Source organism: Paracoccus sp. SJTW-4 (assembly GCF_047716885.1).
GTDB classification, from domain to species: Bacteria; Pseudomonadota; Alphaproteobacteria; order Rhodobacterales; family Rhodobacteraceae; genus Paracoccus; species Paracoccus solventivorans.
In genome coordinates this window covers 2,324,797-2,340,186 of record NZ_CP136681.1, presented here as the reverse complement: position 1 = coordinate 2,340,186, position 15,390 = coordinate 2,324,797, and the positions used below count along the sequence as shown (strand labels likewise).

Genomic DNA, 15,390 nt, shown 5'->3' with positions numbered 1-15,390 from the left:
CACTAGACTTTTGTATCGAAGGCGGCAATGGACGGTTGAGAGGAGGCCGGAGTGGCGCTGGTCGAACTTCGAGGAACTTCTCAGCCTCACGCTGCAGGGTCAGCAGATCTCTCGCCCTCCGATCGAACCGCTTCGTTCTGGGCTGGATCATGCGGATCATCCCCGAGCACCGTCTCCAGTCCAGCTGAAACCAGCACGAAGAGTGCAAGGCCACCAACGAAGGCGAGGACGGAGCCGTGCGTATCCTCGCGCGCTTCATGTGCCTCATCCAGCATGTCCTCGACGGCGGCGACGGAAAGAAGACCGGCGGCGAAGGCGAGCGCGGCGAGTTTCGCGGCATCAGGCGCTCCGCGCAGCAGCAGGTAGGCCAGAAGTGCTGCCCCGACGCAGTACAGAATGAAGGAAGCGGAGAGCATGATCCGGCGCTTCCTTGGCACGCCGTTCTCGCGCAGATCCGCCACCGCTGCGAAGCCCTCGGGCAGATCGGCAAGCACCTGACCTGCAGCAAGCGTCACGCCGAACGCCAACGAGACGGCCGTCCCGCTCCCGAGCATCACGCCGTCTGCCGTCAGGTCCACGGCAACCGCGACATAGATCATCCACATGCTGGTGCGATCGGTGCCAGTGCCCTTCTTCTGCTGCAGCCGCTCCACGCCTGCCTCGATCAGAACGTAGGCAACGCCGCCGGCCGCAACCGCCAAAGCGATCCACCACCCGGCGAGGCCCTCGAGCGCCGCGGGGATAAGCTCGACTGCGACGATGCCGATCACGATGCCGGATGCTGCGTGGAGCGCAAAGTTAAGCATACGTGGCGATGCGCCTCCGAACTCGGCAAGCATGCCGCCGGCGAAGTTTCCGAGGCCGGGCAGCAGCGCGAGCAGGAGGACAGCCCAAATTTCCATAGGTCTGGCGTCTCACAATCAGTTGTTCGCAGAACGCGTGATCAGCCCAGATGGTTCTTGCCTACTATCGCTCCGCCTTGAGCGCCTCGACCTCGCGAACGGCTTCCAGCGGAAAGCCCAACTCGCGGGTGGCGAATAAAGCGGAGCCGCTCAAGCGCCTTGGACCCGTCGAGCCGTGGGTTGCCCGGCTGCGCTCGACCTCAGGCAGCAGGCCAATCTGCTCATAGCAGCGGATCGTTGGCACCTTGACCCTGGCGACCTGTTCCCAGCTTTCCGTTCGAAAACCATCATCTGCCCTCTTGAACCTCTAGTAGCTAGAGGAGCTAGGTCATGAACCGGATGCGAATCAAGGGTGCCGTTCCGGCGCAGAAAGGGTCATCATGACTGTGGAGGATCAGGCAGGCGAGCGCCGCGAGTGGACCGTGTCGGGCATGGACTGCGGGTCCTGCGCCATCAAGGTGCGAGGCGCGGTGGAGCGGTTGCCCGGCGTGAGCCAGGTGAACATCGCCACCATGACCGAGCGGCTGTCGCTCACGCTCGATCCCGCGCGGACGCCGCCCGAGAAGGTGGAGGCGGCGGTGAAGTCCTTGGGCTACGGCATCGCGCCGCGCGGCACGGTGAAGGAGCGCAAGCCCTTCGTCCTGCCCTCGGGCGCCGCCGCAGCGGCACCCCACGAGCAGGTCCGCGATCTGCCCGAGGACCGCGAGGACGATCCCGCCGAACGGGAGCTGCCCTGGTGGCGCCGGTCCAAGGGTCAGCTCGTCATCATCACGGGGCTCCTGCTCGCAGGGGCCTGGGGGTTCGAGTTGCTGACCTCGGCCGATGTTGGCCGTTGGGCCTTCGTTCTCGCCACGCTGATCGGACTCGTGCCCATCGCGCGGCGGGCCTTTGCGGCCGCACGCATGGGCCAGCCCTTCACCATCGAGATGCTGATGACCATCGCGGCCGCGGGGGCGCTGGTCATCGACGCGGCCGAGGAGGCGGCGCTCGTGGTGTTCCTGTTCGCCGTGGGCGAGGTCCTGGAAGGGGTGGCCGCCAATCGGGCCCGCGCCAGCATCCGCGCGCTCTCGAACCTTGTGCCAAAAACAGCGCTTCTTGAGGTGAACGGCACCACACGGCAGATGGCCGCGGCCTCGCTGCAGATCGGGCAGGTCGTGCTCGTGCGTCCAGGCGACCGGATCCCGGCGGATGGCGAGATCCTGGAGGGCATCTCGGGTGTGGACGAAAGTCCTGTAACAGGCGAGAGCGTGCCCAGGACCAAGGGTCCGGGCGAGCCGGTCTTCGCCGGCTCGATCAATGCCGAAGCCGCGCTGCGCGTGCGCGTGACCCGGGCGGCCGAGGACAACACCATCGCCCGCATCATCCGCCTCGTGGAAGAGGCCGAGAGCGCCCGCGCACCCACGGAGCGCTTCATCGACCGCTTCAGCCGGATCTACATGCCGGCCGTGGTGGGGGTGGCGCTGCTCGTCGTCCTCGTGCCGCCACTGGCCTTCGGCCAGGAGTGGGGAACCTGGATCTATCGCGGCTTGGCGCTCCTGCTCATCGGCTGCCCCTGCGCGCTGGTGATCTCGGTGCCGGCCTCCATCGCCTCGGCCCTCTCGTCGGGGGCACGACGCGGCCTCCTGATGAAGGGGGGCGCGGTGATCGAGGCCACGGCCAAGATCACCCGTGTGGCTTACGACAAGACAGGTACGCTGACGGTGGGCCGGCCTCAGGTCACCGACGTGGTCCCGCTCAGTGCGGACGCGTCCGAACTCCTGGCCGTGGCCGCCGCCGTCGAGGCCGGGTCGAGCCACCCATTGGCCGAGGCAATCTCCGCGCGGGCCGAGGCGGAGGGCGTTCAGCCGCTGCCCTCATCGGGCGGCAAGGCGCTTCCTGGCAAGGGTGTAGAGGCTTTGGTCGCGGGAGAGCAGGCCTGGGTCGGCTCGCCCCGCTTCGCCGCCGCCGAAATGGGTGTGCTTGATAGCGAGGGCATCCGCCAGGCCATGGCGCTCGAGGAAGAGGGCAAGACGGTGGTGGTCGTGTTCCGCGCGCGCCATGCGCTCGGCCTCCTGGCGCTGCGGGACGAGCCGCGTGCGGATGCCCGCGAGGGCATCCGCCAGCTCAAGGATCTCGGCGTCACCTCGGTCATGCTGACGGGCGACAACGCCCGAACCGCGGCCGCGATCGCGGGCAGTCTCGGCATGGAGCACCGCGCTGAGCTGATGCCCGATGACAAGGTCGCGGAGGTCCGGGCCATGGCCGAGGCGGGCGGCGTCATGATGGTGGGCGACGGGATCAACGATGCTCCGGCCCTGGCGACGGCGAGCGTGGGCGTAGCCATGGGCTCTGGCACGGACGTGGCGCTCGAGACGGCGGATGCGGCGCTGCTCAGGAACCGCGTGACCGATGTGGCCGCCCAGATCCGTCTCGCGCGTGCTGCCATGGGCAACATACGCCAGAACGTCGCCATCGCGCTGGGACTCAAGGGAGTGTTTCTGGTCACGACCGTGCTGGGCTTCACCGGCCTCTGGATCGCCATCCTCGCGGACACGGGCGCCACCGTACTCGTGACGCTGAACGCACTCAGGCTCCTGGCCTTCAACCCTGAGCGGGAGGCGTAGAGTGACGATCTTTGGCATCGCCACCCTGGGGGTCTTGGCGCTTTATCTTGCGCTGTTCTTCCTGGCATCGAGCTGGGCCGCCCGCGCTGCAGGACGTCCAGTCTGGCTCTTCGGCCGCGCCACGGGGCGGGACCGCCTTGCCGCTCTGGGATTCAGGGTGGCCTTCGCGCTGGCCTTCGTCGGGCCGCTCCTCCAGATGGCCGTTCCCGCGCTCCGCGAGGCCGACCCGCTCTGGCGGGAGTCCGCCGCGCCTCTCTGGAGCCTGCCGGGGCACCTCCTGGCCGTCCTCGGCGCGATGCTGGCCTGGGCCGGTCAGGTCGGCATGGGCGCCTCCTGGCGCGTGGGCGTGGCCGAAGACGCCTTGGGTGAGTCGATCACCGAAGGACTGTTCCGCGCGTCGCGCAATCCGGTTTTCACGGGGCAGCTTCTGCTTCTGGGCGGCGTGGCGCTGTCCATTCCGGCGATCCTGACATGGATGGCGGTTCTCCTCTTCTGGCTCTCCGCCCGGGGGCAGATCATGAGCGAGGAGCGGCTCCTCGAGACGCGCTTCGGAGAGGCTTACCGCACCTACCGCACCCGGGTGCCACGGTGGATCAGCCCCATCCCCGGCAGGATCTGAGGCGATTGCTTGCCGACACATGGCCACTCGCCGTGAGGGCGCGCTGGCTGCGACGAAATGTTCATCAAAGGCTTGAGGTCTTACGGCATGGCCTCATCCGGAGTAGATGCCCGTCATGAAACTGACTCTTGCACAAAAGATCTTGTGGGTCGCGGCCGCGCTTGCGCTGGTTGCCTTCGCTGCCCTTGTCTGGACCGGTGGCCTGCGCACGAGCGGTTCGGAGGAATCGGCGCAGCAGGCCTTCCGCCCTGAGTTCCGGCTGGAGGACGCGGCCGGTCGCCCTGTGACGAGCGAGGACTTCCGCGGGCGCTACCAGCTGGTGTTCTTTGGCTTCACGAACTGCCCGGACGTCTGCCCCACCACCCTCTCAGAGGTTGCGCAGGTGATGGATGGTCTCGGGTCCGAGGCCGATCGGGTGCAGCCGCTCTTCCTCTCCGTGGATCCCGAGCGCGACGCCGGGGCGGAGCTGGCTGAGTTTACCTCGGCGTTCCACCCGTCCATCTTGGGCCTGGCTGGCAGCCCCGAGGCGACGCAGGCCGCCGCCGAGAGCTTTAAAATCTTCTTCGCGCGCGAGGACGACGCGGCCGCGCCGGGCGGCTACAGCATGGCGCACGCCTCCGCGCTCTACCTCATCGGCCCCGATGGCGACTGGCTGCGCCAATATGAGTACGGCATGCCCGCGGCCGACATCCTCGCCGACCTCCAGAACCGCCTCGAAGGATCATTGCCATGAAGCTCCCTGTTGCTGCCGTCCTTGCTTTCGCCCTCTCCGCCGGCTTCGTCCAGGCCGAACCTGTCCGGCAGGGCGATCTTGAGGTTGATGCGGCTTGGGCGCGCGCCTCGATCGGCACCTCGCGGCCGGGCGCCGCCTACTTCACCGTCCGCAATCTCGGCGACGAGACTGACCGCCTGACCGGCCTGTCCTCGCCGGTCTCGGCCATGCCCATGCTGCATGAGACGACCCTCTCCGAGGGCGTCTCCCGGATGGCCCATGTGGAGGCGGCCGAGATCCCCGCCGGCGGCGAACTCACGCTCGAACCAGGCGGCATGCACGTTATGCTGATGGAGCTGACCACGCCTCTCAAGGAGGGCGCTACTTTTCCGCTGACGCTCACCTTCGAGGCCGGGGGTGAGATCACGGTGGAGGTGCCGGTATTCGGGCCGGGCGCCACGGGACCTGCGGAATGAGCCTCTCGCGCCGGCTCCTTCTCGGCGCAGGTGCGGTCACGGCACTCGGCGCCGGCACGCTGGGTCTGGGCTGGTGGCAAGTGGACGGACCCGGCGCGGCGCGGCCGGCGAGCCTTTCCCCCAACCTGCCTCGGCCGATGAGCGAGATGGACGTCACGCTCACGGACCATCGAGGCCGTCGCGTGACGATCTCGGACTGGGTCGGCCGGCCGAGCCTGGTGTTCTTCGGCTTCACCTACTGCCCGGAGGTCTGCCCCACGACGCTCAGCGACATCTCGCTCTGGCTTGATGGTCTCGGTGCCGAGGCCGATCTGCTCAACGTGGCGCTCATCACCGTCGACCCTGAACGGGACACGGTCGCGGCCTTGGCTGACTACCTCACCTACTTCGACCCGCGTATCACGGGCCACACAGGCACCCCCGAGGAGATCGCGAGAGCGACCGAGGCGTTCCGGGTCCGGGTCGAGAGGCAACCCCTTGGCGAGGACGACTACACCATGGACCACACCTCGGGCGTGTTCCTGTTCCGCGCAGACGGAAGCTTCAGCAGCATCATTGACTACCACGAGGACCGCGCGGTCGCCCTGCCGAAGATCCGGCGCGTCCTGACTTGAGCGCAAACTGCAAGGATTTATCTATGCTTCTTACCTGGGGTGCCTCCTGGCGAACCGATTGGCAGAAGGAAGGTGCGTGATGCGTTGGCGCTCCTTCATCAGTCTCGCTGTTCTGGTGTTGGTTCTTGACCAGGGGACCAAGGCCGCGGCTCTGGCACTGCTCGACTACCACGTGCCGGTATCTGTCTTTCCCGGGTTCAACCTGACGCTCGGTTTCAATACCGGCGCAAGCTTCGGCATGCTCTACAACATCATGGCCGATAAGCCGATGGTCATGGCCGCACTGACCAGTGCGCTGACCGTCTTTCTCGCCTGTATGGGCCTCAGGGCGCGGCTGCCTCTGGAACGCGCGGGCTTCGCGCTGATCGTCGGAGGCGCGTGCGGCAATATCCTCGACCGGCTGCGCCACGGCGCGGTGACCGACTTTCTGGATTTCTACTGGCGCGACTGGATCTGGCCCACCTTCAACGGCGCCGATGTCGCGATCTTCCTTGGCGCAGCCGCCATTCTGACAGCTGGTATGAAGCGCCTCCCAAAGACCGGAGCCTCTGTTGGCTGACTTCAATACGCGGCACACCTTTGCCTTCCTGGTCGCGCTTCTGGCTACATTCTCGGCGCTTTTCATCGGCGAGGTGCTGGGTCAGCTGCCTTGCACCCTTTGCTGGTATCAGCGTATCGCCATGTTCCCCCTGGCACCTGTCCTTGGTGTCGCCCTCTGGACCGGCGATCCGCGCGGGCGGCTTTATGCTCTGCCGCTGGCAGTCTCAGGGCTCGTGATCGCCGCATGGCATTCAGGCCTCTACGCCGGATGGATCCCCGAGCCTGTGCTGCCTTGCACGGCGAATGGCCCCTCCTGCACCGACCGAGCCGGGCAGAGCATCCTCGGACTGCCGATTCCCTTCCTGTCGCTCGCGGCCTTTACCGCGATCACCCTGCTTCTTCTTCCAAAAGGACGATCCGCATGAACCGACGCAGCCTCGTTCTGAGCGCATCAGCTCTTGGTGTTGCCGCCTTCGCCGGCGGCTCCTGGTTGGTCAGGGACAGGCAGGCCCGCGAAGCCGCCGCCGAAGCGGAGGCGCGCGCCGCCGCCATCCCTGACCTTAATGCGCTTCTCGTGCGTCCCACGGCGCCTATCCTCGGACCGGAAGACGCGCCGGTCACTCTCGTCGAATTCTTCGATCCTTCCTGCGAAGCTTGCCGCGCCTTTCATCCGGTGCTGAAGCAGTTGCGGGCTGAATTCCCAGATAGCCTGCGCATCGTCATGCGTTATGCGGCATTCCATCAGGGTTCGGACGAAGCCGTGGCAATTCTGGAGGCCGCGCGGCGCCAGGACTTGTTCGAGCCGGTGCTCAATGCGTTGCTCGAGAGCCAGCCGGCTTGGGCGCGGCATGACAGGCCGAATCTGGACATCGCCTGGGATGCTGCGGAAGCGGCCGGCCTCGACATTTCGACCCGCGACATCGAGACGAAATATCCCGCAACCGTTGCGATCCTGACACAGGATCGGGCCGATATCGAGGCACTCGGGGTGCGTGCGACCCCGACCTTCTACCTTGATGGACAAGAACTGACCGATGTCAGCTTACAGAGCCTGGCGGAATTGGTGCGGGCGGCGGTTGTCGAGGCAACACAACAGGGATAGTCCATCGCCTACGGATCGTTCCATTGCCTGGGTCAAAGCGTCCACTCCTGCACACGGTTTTGCTATCCCGCTCCGATGGACACCAAGCTCCCGCCCCGCTACCCTTCAACCATGCTGCGCATGTTAGTGGTTATCTTCACCGCTCTCACATTGAATGTCGCGCTGCTTGCGGCAACGGCACATAGCCTCAGTGTGGATACACGACTGGCGGTTCAAAAGATGCCGGAAGAGCCGGCCGGGGAAGCTTCTCTAATCTACGCCGACTGCTTGTCTTGCACAGTTGAAGGCGACCCTGAGAAGGATGGCACGACCTGCGACTGGGCTTGTCTGGCACTCACAGCCATTACCCCTGACTTTCTAACGAATCCGTCAACTCAGGTTGCGGTAAAGGCCCGAGCTTTGCTTTCTGCATTAAGCTTGAACGGGATCAGTCCGCCATTGCAAGAACGGCCTCCCAGACTTCATACTGCCTGATCAAGCGCGGTATTGGAGCGTAAACTCCCCTTACCCTGAGCTATACAGCGGCCAATTCCATAAGCTGCCGCTGGATGTGTTCGCCGGTGTCGGAGAGCGCCGTGCGCGATCAGAGCAGAGCCGCCAAAAGCGCGCGGATACCCAGCTTCTGACCCGGCGATCCCAATCGTTTCTGATCCAGCCGATCGCTTTAGAAGCCGCACGCCAATTGGCGAAATTTTCAAGCCAAAACAAGCGTTAAACAAGCAGAAAAACCGGACAGTGACCATGAAAACACGAGGACTTGCAGCCTTTGGCCTGAGCCGCCGAAGCTTTGTCGGTGGCCTTTTTGCAGCGGGATATGGCGCCTTGGGCGCCAATGCGCAGCAAATCGACCCGAGTACCGGCCTTCCCGTCTACGGCAATGCCGAGCAGGGCCGCGCGCCCGATGTCGGCGTGTATCAGATCGACCCCGATGCCGATAACCGCCGCAACATCTCGTCTTTCCGTTCCAGGCACTGGAGCGAGTTCTTCAGCGACATAGGCGCCGGCGTGATCCTCGCCGACATCAACTCGAAGGCGCTTCACTACTGGAATGGCGACGAGACTATCTATCGCGTATATCCGTGTTCAATCCCGGTATCCGAAGATCTGACCAAGCGCGGCCTGACCGAAATCGTTCGCAAGGCCAAGAACCCTCCCTGGACGCCGACACCTGATATGCGTCGGCGCACCCCTGACCTGCCACTGCGCGTGGAGGGAGGGGATCCGGATAATCCGCTTGGGCCCTACGGCCTGTATCTGTCATGGCCGGCCTATCTTATACATGGCACTCATGACACAAGGAAGATCGGCCGGCGTTCATCCAATGGATGCTATGGGCTGTACAACGAACATATCACCGAACTTTATGGCATGGCCGAGGTCGGCACTCAGGTTGCCATATTCTAGAACGTGGCATCGGCGCAGTTGTTCGGGGCTGCGCCGTTCTCGTCTGAAGTCAATCGGACGGAACGTAGAAAGTTCGGCTATAATAAAGAAGGTCAAAATATGAGAAATCGCGCTGTTAAGGAAATGGCAACTCACATCAGGCTATTCGCATTGATCTTGTTGGGCACGTATGGTGCAGCGGCTGCTCAGACGCAGAACACAGACATACATGTCGTGGAGGGTGTGGGATGCGAGTGCTGTGTGAAATGGACGGAATATCTTCGTGAAAACGGGTTCGCTGTCACGTCAGAAAAGAGCCTTGGCACTCTCTTGATCCAGCACAAGATTGATTTGGGCGTCCCGATATCTCACCAGTCCTGCCATACTGGCCAGGTGGAAGGGTATTTTCTTGAAGGCCATGTGCCGGCCGCTGACATTCGCAGATTGCTGCAGGAGCGGCCGGATGCGGCAGGTCTTGCGGTGCCGGGCATGCCATATGGCAGCCCGGGCATGGGCCCGGAAGATAAGCGTGAGGCCTATGAGGTCCTGTTGGTCCGCAACGACGGAAGCAGCGAGATCTTCAGTAGCTACCCTGCGGCTGACCTGTGACTGAGTCCCGCAAGTTACATCCTTTCCGCCCATCTTGGAGCATCCCTGAATGATGAAATTGAGCCGACGTGGGTTTTCGCTGATGGCTCTTGCTGCATTGGCAGCGTGTGGAGTCCGAGAGCCGCAGCTCAAGCGATATTCTGGACCCCCGGTCACACAGGTCGTCGTCTATAAGGGGCGGCGCCACATGTATTTGTTAAGTGGGAATACCGTATTGAAGTCCTATGACTTCGGCTTGGGCTTTCAGCCGCTTGGCCATAAGCAATTCGAAGGTGACGGCAAGACACCGGAGGGGATCTATTTCGTTGATCGCTTCAATCCTCAAAGTCGCTATCATCTTTCGGTCGGGATTTCCTATCCGAACGAGCGCGATCGGGAATATGCAGCGCAATTCAATCTCAGCGCCGGGAGTGATATCATGTTTCATGGTCGCGGACCAGAAGGGAACAAGCTGGCTCGCGGGAATCGAGACTGGACCGCGGGATGCATCGCCGTCCAAGATGATGAGATCGAAGACATCTATGCCATGCTGCGGCCGGGTGTTCCGGTCCTGATCTATCCGTAACCGACAGATCAATCCTGACGCCCGGATCGAAAAGGCCTGTCGTGTGAAGGTAACGCCGAGCCGGTTTGTAATGGGCGCGCTGGATGCCCGGTGTCACGACGGCAGAGCGGCCCGACCCTCCGGTGGAAGCCTAAGTGTGCGCTGGCCTGCTCAGAGGAGGTCTCGGCCGGCGCGGATGTAGCGCATCGGATCGACTGCCTCGCCGTTCACGCGCACCTCGTAGTGGAGGTGGGGTCCTGTCGAGCGGCCCGAGTTGCCCATGTCGCCTACCCGATCGCCGCGCGCGACCGTCTGGCCCACCTTGACGCGGGTGGCGTTGAGGTGCGGGTAGCGGGTTTCCAGACCGAAGGGGTGTTGAACGATGACGATCCGTCCGTAACCGTTCTGCCACCCAGCGAAGGTGACGACCCCATCGGCCGTGGCGTAGACGGGGGTGCCGACAGGTCCGGCCATGTCCACGCCTTTGTGCATTCGACCCCAGCGCGGGCCGAAGGGCGAGGTGTACCGGAAGGCGTCTTGCACCGGCATGGCGAGCGGCACGGATTCAAGGGCCAGGCGGTAGTGGTCGAGCTCGTCGAGCCGGTCGACGATGCGGTTCGCGCGCACGGTTGCGTCCTCCAGCGAGGCCTTGCCCATCGTGGAGACGGCGACGCGAACCAACGGCTCCTCCTCGTGGAACGACTGGCCACCCTTGACGGAGGCGAGTAACGCCTCCGAGTCAAGCCCGGTCGCACGGAGCATCTCGTCGAGCGGTTCGACCGAGACGAACAGAGTGTCCTCGATCTGTCGCAGGATTCGATCGCTCTCCTCTTCCCTCAGCCGCAACTCAAGCTCCAGTTCGCCGGCGAGGCGAAGGGCCTGGTTGGTCTTGGCGGCGGCTTGGTCGCGCTTGTCCACCGTCTCGGCCAGGGTGCGGGTCAGTAAGTCGAGCGTGCCGGCGAGTTCGTCAGCTTTTTGGTCCTGTGACGCAGTCGATGCAGAGAGTGCGACACCGGTCTCTTCCATGGTACGGCGCAGGGTGTCTCGGGCGACCTGAAACTCACTCTCCATCTCGCGGTTGCGGGACTCGAGCGCTAGAAGCTCGCTCTGCATCGACGAGATCTGCTCGATGGCGGCTGCAAACCGCTGTTGGGCGGCGCGTGCTTCCATTGCCCGCTGGTTGCGCTCCCTGCTGAGCGCGAGGACGCGGTCCTCAAGGACGGCCTGCTCTCGTACGCTGACGGAACTGATCGAGTCCACGATCAGGACAGACGTGACCGTCAGGCACCACACCACCAAGGACGTTCCACCAGCCCAAGCGAAGGCCTGAAACGCGGGGCCTAGGCGAACGAACCGGACATGGTTGGGTAATCCTCCCCGTGGTTAAGGGGATGCGAAGGTAGAATTTTCTCGGCAAGATGGACGAGGAGATTCCGATGAAGAAGAGCCGTTTCACCGAAGCCCAGATCATGGGCGTGCTGCGCCAGGCGGAGGGCGGGCTGCCCGTTTCCGAGCTTTGCCGCGAGCATGGGATCAGCAGCGCGACGTTTTACAAATGGCGCGCGAAGTTTGGCGGCATGGATGCATCCATGATGAGCCAGATGAAGGCCCTCGAGGATGAGAACAGGCGACTGAAGCGCATGTTCGCCGATCTCAGCATGCAGGCCGATCTGCTTCGAGAGGCTCTGGGAAAAAAGTGACGCGGCCAGCTCAGCGCCGGGAGCTGGCCGAGAAGGCGGTGGCGACGAAGGGGGTCAGCATCGCGCTGGCCTGCCGGGCGTTCGGCGTCAGCGAGACCTGCTTTCGCTATAGTCCGAAGCGTGACGACGAGAACGAGATGATTGCCGATCTGCTGGTCGGGCTGACGAATGTCCACAAGACCTGGGGTTTCGGCCTGTGTTTCCTGCACCTGCGGAACGTCAAAGGACATGTCTGGAACCACAAGCGGGTCCACCGGATCTACTGCGAGCTGGAGCTGAACCTGCGGATCAAGCCGCGGCGCAGGCTGAAGCGGGAGAAGCCCGATGAACTGGCAGTTCCAGAAGCCCCGAACCTGGTCTGGTCGATGGATTTCATGGCCGATCGGCTGGCCGACGGGCGACAGTTCCGGCTGCTGAATGTGCTGGACGACTTCAACCGCGAGGGGCTGGGTATCGAGGTCGATTTTTCGCTGCCCGCCGAGCGGGTCGTCCGAGCCCTGAACCAGATCATTGAATGGCGCGGCAAACCGCTGGCGATCCGGGTCGATAACGGCCCGGAATACGTCAGTGCCACGCTGACAATCTGGGCCGAAAAGCAGGGCATCGCCCTGACCTACATCCAGCCCGGAAAGCCGCAGCAGAACGCCTATGTCGAGCGCTACAACCGGACGGTCCGGCACGAATGGCTCGACCTCTACATCTTTGAAACCATCGAGGAGGTGCAGCAGATCGCCACCGAATGGCTATGGACCTACAACAACGAGCGCCCCAACATGGGCATCGGCGGCGTCACACCCGCCATGAAGCTGAAAATGGCTGCGTAAGTTCTACGGTCGCGCCCCGTTAAAACGGGGAGGATTACCATCCCTCCCGCCCTTGGCCAACGATACCGAGCGAACAGCGCTTTGCACAGCTTGAACCGCAAGTATCCGCCGAAGGCCGCCGCCGTGTCTTACTGATTGGGTGGATTTCCGTTCGGCAAGAGTGCGGTGTCCGCTTTCGGACATGTCGCCAGGCAGGATCGACAGCGCTGGAATGTCTACTTTGGGCCGGGTCTTCTTCCGCATCCGTGAGGGGCTGCGCCATACCGCAGTCTGCCTGAATGTCGCTGATGGGCTCGAAATGGTATACCAATCAGTGTGTCCCCGCACCCTGTTCTGATCCGGCCACATCCTCCGAGATTTCCTGCCGGAGCTTCGGCCCCTGCGCGAGGCGCCGGCCGAGTGCGGTGATGAACGCCTCATATCGTTCCGCCGACTTGGCCTTCGCGGCCTTCGCCGCTGGCTCAGGCAGCGCCGGCGTTGTCGTGACCCAGAACCGAATGAACACCGCCAGGCTTTCGACGGCGATGCCGACGTCCCGCTCAAGCCGCGCCATGCGGCGGTCGAGCTGGTCGAGGCGCTTGACGACAACCGCTTCGCGCCGCTCGGCATCGTCCGGCGACAGGAACGACGCGATGGCGGCTTCGGCGATCATGGATTGCGAGCGATCCCGGCGTGCCGCAAAGTCCGCCAGCGCCGAGGTGACATCGGGGTCAAGATAGATCGTGATCTTCGATTTCTTCCTGTGGCGTGTCATGGCGCTACAGCTCCATGCCGTCGTTCGGGTCCATGGCGACCTGCCGGGCAATCCCCTGCACCTGGCGGATCATGCGTCGGTTCCGGGCAACATCTTCTTCCACGTCATCGGAAAGATCGGGCTCGAACTCGTTCTCGATGGGCTTTTTCTTCTCCACCGGCTTCACGCGGCTGAGTTCGGGCTGCAAGCGGCGTTCGGATTCGGTCGGATCTTCATCATCCCTCATGTGGTCCTCGTCATCCTCGGCAGGACCGGGTCGCGCCGGGATCGGCAACGCGGTCCAGTCGTCGGCACGGGTTCCTTCCGGGCGCGTCAGATCAGGCGGGGAAAGAACGCGCTCCTGAAACCGGGCATCCTCAAAGTAGCGCGCCTTCGTCGCCCGGATCGGCGGGATGCCCGCCACCATGACGATCTCCTCATGTGGTGGGAGCTGCATGATCTCGCCCGGCGTGAGCAACTGGCGCGCGGTTTCCGAGCGCGAGACCATGAGATGCCCCAGCCAGGGCGACAGCCGGTGCCCGGCATAGTTCTTCATCGCCTTCATCTCGGTGGCGGTGCCGAGGGCGTCCGACACGCGCTTGGCGGTGCGCTCATCGTTGGTGGCGAAGCTCACGCGGACATGGCAGTTGTCGAGAATCGAGTTGTTCGGCCCATAGGCTTTCTCGATCTGGTTCAGCGACTGCGCGATCAGGAAGCTCTTGAGGCCGTAGCCCGCCATGAAGGCCAGCGCCGTCTCGAAGAAGTCCAGCCGCCCGAGCGCTGGAAACTCGTCGAGCATCAAGAGCAGCCGATGCCTTCCGGCATTCGCTTGCAGATCCTCGGTGAGGCGACGGCCAACCTGATTGAGCAGCAATCGCATCAGGGGTTTGGTGCGGTTGATGTCGGAAGGCGGCACGACGAGGTAGAGCGTGGTCGGCTGATCGCCGGCCACAATATCGCTGATCCGCCAGTCGGAGCGGCGCGTGACCTCGGCCACGACGGGATCGCGATAGAGGCCGAGAAACGACATCGCCGTCGACAACACGCCCGACCGCTCGTTCTCGGACTTGTTGCGCAGCTCGCGCGCCGCACTGGCCACGACCGGATGCGGCCCCGCCTCACCCAGATGCGCGGTTGTCATCATGGCGCGCAGGGTGGAGTCCACCGGACGCTTGGGATCGGACAGGAATCTGGCCACACCTGCCAGCGTCTTGTCAGGCTCGGCATAAAGAACATGAAGGATCGCGCCGACGAGGAGCGAATGGGAGGTCTTTTCCCAATGGTTGCGCTTGTCGAGGCTGCCTTCGGGATCGACGAGGATGTCGGCGATGTTCTGCACGTCCCTCACCTCCCACTCGCCGCGACGCACTTCGAGCAGCGGATTGTAGGCCGAGGATTTCGGGTTGGTCGGATCGAACAGCAGCACGCGACCATGGTGTGAACGAAACCCCGAAGTGAGTTGCCAGTTCTCGCCCTTGATGTCGTGGACAACTGCCGAGCCCGGCCAGGTCAGCAGCGTCGGCACCACCAGGCCGACGCCCTTGCCCGAACGGGTCGGCGCGAAGCACAGCACATGCTCGGGGCCATCATGCCGCAGATACTCGCGGTCATATCGGCCGAGGACTACGCCATCGGGATCGAGCAGGCCGGCGGCCTTCACCTCGGGCTTTGAGGCCCAACGCGCCGAGCCGTAGGTGGCGACGTTCTTCGCCTCGCGCGCCCGCCAGACCGACATGCCGATGGCGACCGCGATGGCGATGAAGCCGCCCGAGGCCGCGATGATGCCGCCCTTCGCGAAGATCGGCGGCGCATAGGCTTCATAGAAATACCACCACCAGAAGATCGCCGGGGGATAATAGATCGGCGTCCCGAGCAGTTCGAACCAGGGCGGGCCGAGTTGCGGCTGATAGCCGAGGCTCCAGGCGACATATTGCGTCGCGCCCCAGGTGGTGGCAAGGATGATGAGGAAGACGGTGGTGATCTGTCCCCAGAGAATTTTGGTGGCGGACATGGGCAGAGATCCTTTCCA

General features: G+C 63.8%; 17 protein-coding genes and 2 pseudogenes. 13 read left to right on the top strand and 6 right to left on the bottom strand.

All coding sequences use genetic code 11. The features are described 5' to 3' along the window. Positions 1–86 precede the first annotated feature (86 nt). Complete coding sequence (locus tag RSP45_RS11455) at positions 87–902, bottom strand: ZIP family metal transporter (protein ID WP_073068604.1); 816 nt, start codon at positions 900–902, stop codon at positions 87–89. A gap of 79 nt (positions 903–981) precedes the next feature. After that, a pseudogene (locus RSP45_RS11450) lies at positions 982–1,146 on the bottom strand (MerR family transcriptional regulator); the annotation flags it as partial. 136 nt (positions 1,147–1,282) lie between these two features. Here RSP45_RS11450 and RSP45_RS11445 point away from each other — a divergent pair. The 12 genes from RSP45_RS11445 (at position 1,283) to RSP45_RS11390 (ending at position 10,125) form a co-directional block, all read left to right on the top strand. Further along, entirely contained in the window at positions 1,283–3,505 is a 2,223-nt protein-coding gene (locus tag RSP45_RS11445) for a heavy metal translocating P-type ATPase (protein ID WP_415392002.1), read from the top strand. A 1-nt stretch (position 3,506) separates the two neighbouring features. Continuing rightward, positions 3,507–4,124 (top strand): methyltransferase family protein, encoded by a 618-nt coding sequence (locus RSP45_RS11440; RefSeq protein WP_415392001.1) that lies wholly within the window; start codon positions 3,507–3,509, stop codon positions 4,122–4,124. Positions 4,125–4,239: 115 nt separating this feature from the next. Beyond that, the gene (locus RSP45_RS11435) at positions 4,240–4,857 is read left to right on the top strand and encodes an SCO family protein (RefSeq protein WP_415392000.1); all 618 of its coding nucleotides are present in this window, start codon (positions 4,240–4,242) and stop codon (positions 4,855–4,857) included. Then, complete coding sequence (locus RSP45_RS11430) at positions 4,854–5,312, top strand: copper chaperone PCu(A)C (protein WP_415391999.1); 459 nt, start codon at positions 4,854–4,856, stop codon at positions 5,310–5,312. Before RSP45_RS11435 ends, RSP45_RS11430 begins: the two co-directional genes overlap by 4 nt. Beyond that, positions 5,309–5,926, top strand: coding sequence for an SCO family protein (locus RSP45_RS11425; RefSeq protein WP_273699835.1), 618 nt, complete (start codon positions 5,309–5,311; stop codon positions 5,924–5,926). The genes RSP45_RS11430 and RSP45_RS11425 overlap by 4 nt, the downstream gene beginning before the upstream one ends. A 79-nt stretch (positions 5,927–6,005) precedes the next feature. Next, positions 6,006–6,485 carry a signal peptidase II gene (lspA, locus tag RSP45_RS11420; RefSeq protein ID WP_415391998.1) on the top strand — a complete coding sequence of 160 codons (480 nt, stop codon included), beginning with the start codon at positions 6,006–6,008 and terminating at the stop codon, positions 6,483–6,485. After that, positions 6,478–6,891: a disulfide bond formation protein B gene (locus RSP45_RS11415; RefSeq protein WP_273699837.1), complete on the top strand. Its 414-nt coding sequence runs from the start codon at positions 6,478–6,480 to the stop codon at positions 6,889–6,891. The genes lspA and RSP45_RS11415 overlap by 8 nt, the downstream gene beginning before the upstream one ends. Then, on the top strand, positions 6,888–7,568 hold the full coding sequence (locus RSP45_RS11410) for a DsbA family protein (protein WP_415391997.1): 681 nt from the start codon (positions 6,888–6,890) through the stop codon (positions 7,566–7,568). Before RSP45_RS11415 ends, RSP45_RS11410 begins: the two co-directional genes overlap by 4 nt. A gap of 75 nt (positions 7,569–7,643) precedes the next feature. Then, positions 7,644–8,042 carry a hypothetical protein gene (locus RSP45_RS11405; protein ID WP_415391996.1) on the top strand — a complete coding sequence of 133 codons (399 nt, stop codon included), beginning with the start codon at positions 7,644–7,646 and terminating at the stop codon, positions 8,040–8,042. Positions 8,043–8,309: 267 nt separating this feature from the next. Further along, positions 8,310–8,972 (top strand): L,D-transpeptidase, encoded by a 663-nt coding sequence (locus tag RSP45_RS11400; RefSeq protein WP_415391995.1) that lies wholly within the window; start codon positions 8,310–8,312, stop codon positions 8,970–8,972. Between the two features lie 123 nt (positions 8,973–9,095). After that, on the top strand, positions 9,096–9,560 hold the full coding sequence (locus RSP45_RS11395; protein WP_415394055.1) for a DUF411 domain-containing protein: 465 nt from the start codon (positions 9,096–9,098) through the stop codon (positions 9,558–9,560). Between the two features lie 49 nt (positions 9,561–9,609). After that, positions 9,610–10,125, top strand: coding sequence for a L,D-transpeptidase family protein (locus tag RSP45_RS11390; protein WP_415391994.1), 516 nt, complete (start codon positions 9,610–9,612; stop codon positions 10,123–10,125). Positions 10,126–10,275: 150 nt separating this feature from the next. On the opposite strand, the gene RSP45_RS11385 is transcribed toward RSP45_RS11390, so the two are convergent. Next, positions 10,276–10,578, bottom strand: coding sequence for a M23 family metallopeptidase (locus RSP45_RS11385; protein WP_415394054.1), 303 nt, complete (start codon positions 10,576–10,578; stop codon positions 10,276–10,278). A 111-nt stretch (positions 10,579–10,689) separates the two neighbouring features. Then, positions 10,690–11,406, bottom strand: a pseudogene (locus RSP45_RS11380) (DUF5930 domain-containing protein); the annotation flags it as partial. Between the two features lie 134 nt (positions 11,407–11,540). Between RSP45_RS11380 and RSP45_RS11375 the strand changes: the two are divergent. Next, positions 11,541–12,628 (top strand): IS3 family transposase gene (locus tag RSP45_RS11375; protein ID WP_415394053.1). Its coding sequence is split into 2 segments (ribosomal slippage): positions 11,541–11,790 and positions 11,790–12,628, totalling 1,089 coding nucleotides; the frame shifts between segments, so codons are not numbered across the junction. A gap of 310 nt (positions 12,629–12,938) precedes the next feature. Here the strand turns inward: RSP45_RS11375 and RSP45_RS11370 are convergent. Both RSP45_RS11370 and RSP45_RS11365 read right to left on the bottom strand, forming a co-directional pair. After that, positions 12,939–13,382, bottom strand: a complete 444-nt coding sequence (locus tag RSP45_RS11370; RefSeq protein WP_058096996.1) for a CopG family transcriptional regulator — start codon at positions 13,380–13,382, stop codon at positions 12,939–12,941. A gap of 4 nt (positions 13,383–13,386) precedes the next feature. Continuing rightward, a complete protein-coding gene (locus RSP45_RS11365) occupies positions 13,387–15,372 on the bottom strand; it encodes a conjugal transfer protein TraG (RefSeq protein ID WP_088233777.1) in 1,986 nt (661 codons plus the stop codon). Between the last annotated feature and the right edge of the window lie 18 nt (positions 15,373–15,390).